Source organism: Bartonella kosoyi (genome assembly GCF_003606325.2).
Lineage (GTDB): Bacteria > Pseudomonadota > Alphaproteobacteria > Rhizobiales > Rhizobiaceae > Bartonella > Bartonella kosoyi.
This window is the reverse complement of sequence record NZ_CP031843.2, coordinates 2,098,597-2,105,000: the sequence shown is the minus strand read 5'-3', so window position 1 is coordinate 2,105,000 and position 6,404 is coordinate 2,098,597. Positions and strand designations below refer to the sequence as shown.

Annotated in this window: 3 protein-coding genes; 2 read left to right on the top strand and 1 reads right to left on the bottom strand. The window is 37.6% G+C overall.

Annotated features, from left to right (window positions below; translation table 11 throughout):
• Positions 1–1,277: 1,277 nt before the first annotated feature.
• On the bottom strand, positions 1,278–2,354 hold the full coding sequence (locus D1093_RS09025) for a YrzE family protein (RefSeq protein ID WP_120102158.1): 1,077 nt from the start codon (positions 2,352–2,354) through the stop codon (positions 1,278–1,280).
• 489 nt (positions 2,355–2,843) lie between these two features.
• Between D1093_RS09025 and pyrF the strand changes: the two genes are divergently transcribed.
• The gene (gene pyrF, locus D1093_RS09020; RefSeq protein WP_120102156.1) at positions 2,844–3,689 is read left to right on the top strand and encodes an orotidine-5'-phosphate decarboxylase; all 846 of its coding nucleotides are present in this window, start codon (positions 2,844–2,846) and stop codon (positions 3,687–3,689) included.
• Positions 3,690–4,774: 1,085 nt separating this feature from the next.
• Positions 4,775–5,134: a helix-turn-helix domain-containing protein gene (locus D1093_RS09015; protein WP_120102151.1), complete on the top strand. Its 360-nt coding sequence runs from the start codon at positions 4,775–4,777 to the stop codon at positions 5,132–5,134.
• Positions 5,135–6,404 lie beyond the last annotated feature (1,270 nt).

Sequence of the window (6,404 nt, the reverse complement as noted above, 5' to 3'; positions counted from 1 at the left end):
CCTTTGCAGATATGACACTAACCTTGTGAATTTTATCAAGAAACTTCTCCATGCTAAAAATTTGCTCTCTTAAGTTCAAGGTCTCTTTGTTGCTGTTTCACATTTTCTACAACCCTCTTATCCTTTAAAAAAGTGGAGAGAGAAACAATGGAATAATAAAGCAAAACAAACGCTGAAATATTGAATGGGAGAGAAAGGGAAAAACAAGGACAACTAGCGGTGAAAGAGCGAGAAATAAGGCGCATAAACTCTTCAAGGTTTCTCCTCTATAAAAATATGGGGGTGGGCGATGAAACTTTCCTTAACTATGAGAGAGTATGCATCAGAATGATACTGCTGGGCTTTTATATCACTTTAACATCACACATAAGCCAACCTCTTGCAAAATAGTGTTGATTTTTTGTCTCTTAAAATCAGATAGAAATGGCGTGAGAAGGACCATAAAAGGCTATGTTCCTAAATATTGGAATCGGTTCTTTACTTCTCAGAAAGAGAAGACAGAGCTTTGTAATCTCATAACTGTTAGGCTAGAGAGTAAAAGTGAAATAGGGAAAGGCGGAAGGACAAGAGAAAGATATTGATCCGCGCTTTAAGAAAATGGGGCATATGTGTTATGGGGTGTTATCATTTGAAGCAGATGCGTAACGCATTTACAAAATCACTGATGTGCGCGAAGAGAGCGCGTTTTATCTGCAGAGGATAATTTACATGCATCTTGTGAGTGCAAATACTCATGTTCTCTTTTCTTTTTACTTCGTCTCCAGTTCTTTCACTCTGTGGGGCAGGTTTGCTTGCGTCGATGGTTATTGCAAGGATTGGAGGTGGGGTTGTTTTGTTTATTGATTTTGTGCGAGCCCTGTGATGTTCCCCATTACGGTCGCGTGGTAGAGAAGGTTTCGTGTGCTATTATGGATGGAGAGGAGGTAGCTTTTAGCGTACTTATGGGCTTATTACGCATTAAAATGTATGCTTAATCCTATGCAAATCTTCAAGGAAAGAAAGGGATTCCATAGGGAAAGAAATTTGATCACCTAGGAGCACAAAAAACATAATAACCCAATATAGTGTGAAAAATTCTAAGAGCTTAAGGACATGGCAATTGAGCATTTTTATGGAGAATAGATATCTCTTTAACAGTCTTTTTAATGTTTACATGTCTTTTATTTAAGGAGTATGGGAGCAATGAAGCATAAAGAACGGCTGAAATATTAAAAAAAAATAAAAAGCTGTACATTTTTGTACAGCTTTTCTTTATGCTTGCTTGAAAGCTAAAAGTTTTAAAGTTTGAAAATATCCTTACGGCTTCTGTAACCATAATAGCCACAAATACTGGAAATGATAGCGCCTATTAAACTCCCTAAAAAGCCCCACCATCCCATGTGTGATGCTTTTGTCGTAACTTTATCAGCTATGTGAAGAGCATTTTTTGTTTGTGCATTAAGCTTTTGAGACAAGGTATCGGCTTGTTTTTCTAGCGCTTTGAGGGTTTGTTCTGTTTTTTCCTCTGCACTTTCATAGAGTTGAACGGCGTGGGTGGCTGCCGTTTGTGCATCTGTACGCGACATGCCCTTGTTCATCAAGGCTTTGATGATATCACTTTGATTAAATTTTGTCGTCAGCGTTTCTAGGCGATTAGAAAGGCTATTCCCTAGATTTTTCAGAGTGCTGCGATAATGCGAAGGATCATTTTTGAAAGCGGTGATTGCAGAACCAATATCGTTGAGCGCAGCCTGATAGGTTTGTTTCAAGCGTTCAGGATTGAGGGCCGGAATATCACTTTTTTGGAGAAGTGTACGCAACTCATTGCCCAGTTTATCAAAATTAATTCCATTGTCACGGGTTTCTGCAAAAAACTTTTCAAAATTTTCGCTGTTTAATTTTGCAAGTAGAGAGGGAAGGTTGTCGACGGTTTGTTCTATCATAGACGCGCTTTTTCCAACAGCTTTCGCGCTTAAGTTTGCTGTATGTGAAACCACGTGGATGGCTTGGAATGTCATCAGCAGTGTGATGAGCGCCCAGGTTAAGAAACCATGAAGAGCGCCAGAGATTTCAGCAAAACGCCCAGCAACAAAGCCTCCACTTGCAAGACTGATCACCATAACGATGAGCGAGCCAATTCCCATCGAGAGGAAAGAACCTGTAAAAGGGGAGGATGAGGTAAAGTCCATTTGGCTTAAGCCTAAAGCGGCTATGAGGAAAGAGAGGCAGATTGAGACGGCAAGAGCTGTTATCAATCCAGCAAAAATGGCAGACCATGAAATAGGTGTATGAAAAAATGAATATTTTGTTTCTAGAGATGTTTCTCCTAGAAAATTCGTATCGAAAGGTGTTTTTTCAGGAATGTGGGTTTCCATGTTTTATCTCCTTGAATATGCTGGAGATACAATGTCTTTTTGCCAATTATGTTCCAAAGTTTATAGCCCATTATGGATAATTAGGCTGCTAAAGGTGAATAAGAAAGATCCAAAGTTAAGATTGAAAACATCAGGGTGGAGCGTTTTTTGTCTTTTGTTTAAAGAAACATGATCAAGAATTTTGATTGAGTGTAAAAAAAGAAGCATGAAAAAGATAAAATGGGGGGCTTTACGAGGTCATTAAACAAAATAATATGGAGTGTTTTTTGTTCCTATTCTGTCATCAAGTTTGAATTTTTCATCTCATGACAACGTCTTGGTTGAAAATTATGCGATAAGTATTGTGAATAGGAATAACTTTCATAAGCAAGAGCAGATTTTGTTTACGAGAGTGCTTTCTGTGTGTTTTTAAGATTGTATTCTTTTGACAAATGCTTTTCTTTTTGATTGTATCAAAAAGTTTAAAGAGAGACCGTGTTAGGATATTAAATGTTTTGTTCAACTTTTTTTAAAAACAGTGAAAAATATGGACCCCTTTGTGTTGGGTTTGATCCGAGTCATAAAGTTTTACAATCATGGAATTTGAGCTGCGATGATAAAGGTCTAAAAGATTTTTGCGATATCCTTTTAACAGCGGTTGTGGGGAAGGTGGGGATCATAAAGCCGCAAGCTGCATTTTTTGAGTTATATGGGGTGGAAGGGCTTCAAGTTTTGAAAGAACTCATTGAAAATGCACAAAAACAAGGTTTGTTGGTTCTCGTTGATACAAAAAGAGGGGATATTGGCTCTACCGCTGAAGCTTATGGACAAGCTTGGCTTGGCGTCAATAGTCCCTTCAAAGCCGATGCGATAACAGTCAATCCTTTTTTAGGGTTTGATGCTCTTATTCCTTTGATAAAAATTGCAGAAGAAACAAAAACAGCGGTTTTTATGGTTGTTCAATCGTCTAACCCAGAGGGAAGACAAATTCGGAATGCTCGCATTGGGGATCAAACGGTTTCGCTCCATTTGGCGCAGCGTATTTATGACTATAATAGCCAATCTTCAAGTCAATATCGTCATGTTGGTCCTATCGGGGCGGTTATTGGTGCAACATTAGGCTGTGACGCAAAAGAAACAATTGAACAGCTAAAAAATAGCTTATTTCTTGTTCCAGGCATTGGGGCTCAAGGGGGAACAATAACACAATTAACTCAGCAGTTTCCTCAAAGGCTATGGCAGAATATTATTCCTTCAATTTCAAGGTCAATTACAGAGGTTGGTCGAAATCCTGTTGATTTAAAAAATGCCATTCATAACTTTGCTGAGCAATCTAAAAATACACTTCTCTCTTAAATTTGGGGCGCTTGCTCTAAGGGGAAAGGCTCTTCCTGATCTTCCTTATAAAAAAGGATGCTTCTATTCAGTTTTAAGAAAGATGCTGGGGAATTTGGGGATTTATCCAAAAGCAAATGTTCCTCTTGAGACTTTTTTAAAAAAGCATGTGTCTTGTATTTGGTGTTGGTATAGGGAGAGTTCTGTAAGCAAGTGTTTGAAAAAACAACTGTTTGAAAAAAGAGAGGCAGGAAAATACAGAGATCTTGGGAAAGATATTGAGGGAAGAGTTCTTTCAAAGGCGATGAAATAAGGGGAAATGTGCAAAAGAAAGGTAAAAATGGCTCAGAGATGAAGTAAGAGATGAAGCATAACAGTCTTTGGGGAGTTGGGAAGCCTTGGATTTGAGAGTGTGCACATTTTCAATCAAATAGAGGGATGAAGGCTGAGAGGTCCATACAATAGATGGATTTTTAATTTTTTCTCTGCCTTAAAAGTTGAAAATTCTAAATCCATTTTGGTTTGTCAATAATCTGATTTTTTCTTTAAAAAAGGTTCCACTTTTTGGTTTTGCATGGGGGCTCTATCCTCTCAATGTCGATGTCTTTACGGGAGAGCAGAATAATCACCCGTCTGGAGCTTACGTGAAGGACAAAACAAAAGCTGTTTTGTATTGGTTAAGGATGCTGCCAAGCTGGGGGCTGGGGAGCTGGTTAAAAAAACAAGGGTGAGATCTTTTCGTGAAATGGGGGTTTGATGGTATGATTGTGATGCGTGTGTGTTAAAGAATTTGAGAAGCAGATAACTTCTCATTAAAAATGAATTCTGCCAATTTAAGAAAAACTATTTTGATTGCAAAGATCCTGAAATTACTTTACACGTTAAAAGGTGTTTTGGTCGCATACGCAACGACCAATAGGGCCTTGAAAACCCTATAATCCGAACGCGAAGATAAACCTGCTTTGCGGGTATCCCGGAATTCCGGGAGTTTTTGCTATGTCCAGGTGCGTTTTCGTACTAAAAGCAAAAAGGCTGATTCGGATTCAGTATTTTCAAGCTCCCGGAATACTCATTGCGAGGGCGCTCGCACCCGGTGGGGGAAGAAAATGCAAAATCAAAATCTTAAACTTGATCTTTTTGTTGGCAAAAGAATTCGCTTTAGGCGAAAAATGCTGAAGATGTCTCAAAAGACATTAGGTCAACATTTAGGTGTGAGCTTCCAACAAATCCAGAAATATGAAAAAGGCTTAAACCGTATGAGTGCAGGGCGTTTAAAGGAAATTTCCGATATTTTGAATGTTCCACTTGCCTTTTTTTATACTAATATCATCACAAAAGAAAATGCTTCGTACCATTATGATGAACTCGCAGCGAGCAAAGAGGAATATTTGCTTTTAAAAAGTTTTAGAGTCCTCACATCTGTCAAACAAAAAGCAATTTTAAAGCTACTTTCTGATCAGAATTAAAACGTTTTAAATGATGGATGGCCCACCATTTTCTTTCCTTTCTCCTTATTTTCAAAGTCGAAGATTTTTAATCCACGCTGACTTGTAAAAAAATCGTCTGTAAACAATCTGGTGTCTTTTCTAACACATTCCATTGGGCTAATTTCATATGAATATATAAGCCACTTCTTTTTAAATATTCATGAAAGTATTTAGGGGTAGCATGGTGATAATGCTTCCATTTTTTCATAATGAAAACGATTAAACGTTATGAGATGAGCTTTAAGCGCTGCTTCTTTTGATTGTTTCAATTTCGCAAGGTTGCTTCCTTTCTATCGTTTTGCTTCTGTGTTTAGAAGCGTTCATCTTTCAATTAAATCGTTTGTAAACAGCTCGCTGTCTTGTCTCGCTTATGCCCTGCTGTCTTTATATGAATAGGTGAGCCATGTCTCTTCATAAAGATTTATGAAAATGTCTAGAAACATAATTATGGCGATAATGCTTTTGTTTCGCTTTGACCTTTTAACGGCTCTAAAGGATAAAGATTCTTGAAGTTCCACCAATCCGTAGATAATAGATTGTAAAAGCTTGTAAACAGTTTGGAGATTATAAACAGTTTGCTTTTCCTTAAAGTGGGTTTCAGCGGTTGATTTCATATTACGATTTTCAAATGATCATGTTTTATGGCACAACGGGATCATCACTCATTGTTTTACTGGTTGGGTGAGCCCTTCATGTTATGAGATTTTTCTCATTTTAAAGCTTTTTATGGTCAATTAAGGTCATTTCTCTGCATGTGATAAGTGGTCTTTAGAGGTGGCGTACAACACTTGAAAACAAGAAAAAATGCTTTTTATGCCTCCTTCAAGTACCAAGAGTTTTTGCAACATTGAAGGATAAAGCGTGTGACCGGCTTGCAGCTTTTATTGAGGTGGTAAGAGGGATGAAGGTATAATGGACTTTATCCTTTTCATGAAGATTTTATATTACGTTCAGAAGATTTTATGCGCATATCATTATATGATTCATAAGGTTGTTTGTGAAATGGATGCGAGAGTATAAAGAGATATTTTTTTACAGGTGAGTAAATTGGCAATAGAATGATGTTTTTTATTGCAAGTGTTTTGTTTTATGTGTGGGGGCGTGACTTTATGAAGGGGAAATTTTTTAGAGGATTGCTTTAAGGCGGATTGCTTTTGTAAAAATAAAAGCCTCTAACATGTTGTTAAAAGCTTTGAGGGCGATAAAGTCATTGCAGCGTTTGTTGCTATGGGATAATGGTTATCCGTAA

Coding starts and splice junctions, on each gene's coding strand:
- D1093_RS09025 (WP_120102158.1), bottom strand. CDS start 2,354: ATGGAAACCCACATTCCTGAAAAAACACCTTTCGATACGAATTTTCTA.
- pyrF (WP_120102156.1), top strand. CDS start 2,844: ATGTTTTGTTCAACTTTTTTTAAAAACAGTGAAAAATATGGACCCCTT.
- D1093_RS09015 (WP_120102151.1), top strand. CDS start 4,775: ATGCAAAATCAAAATCTTAAACTTGATCTTTTTGTTGGCAAAAGAATT.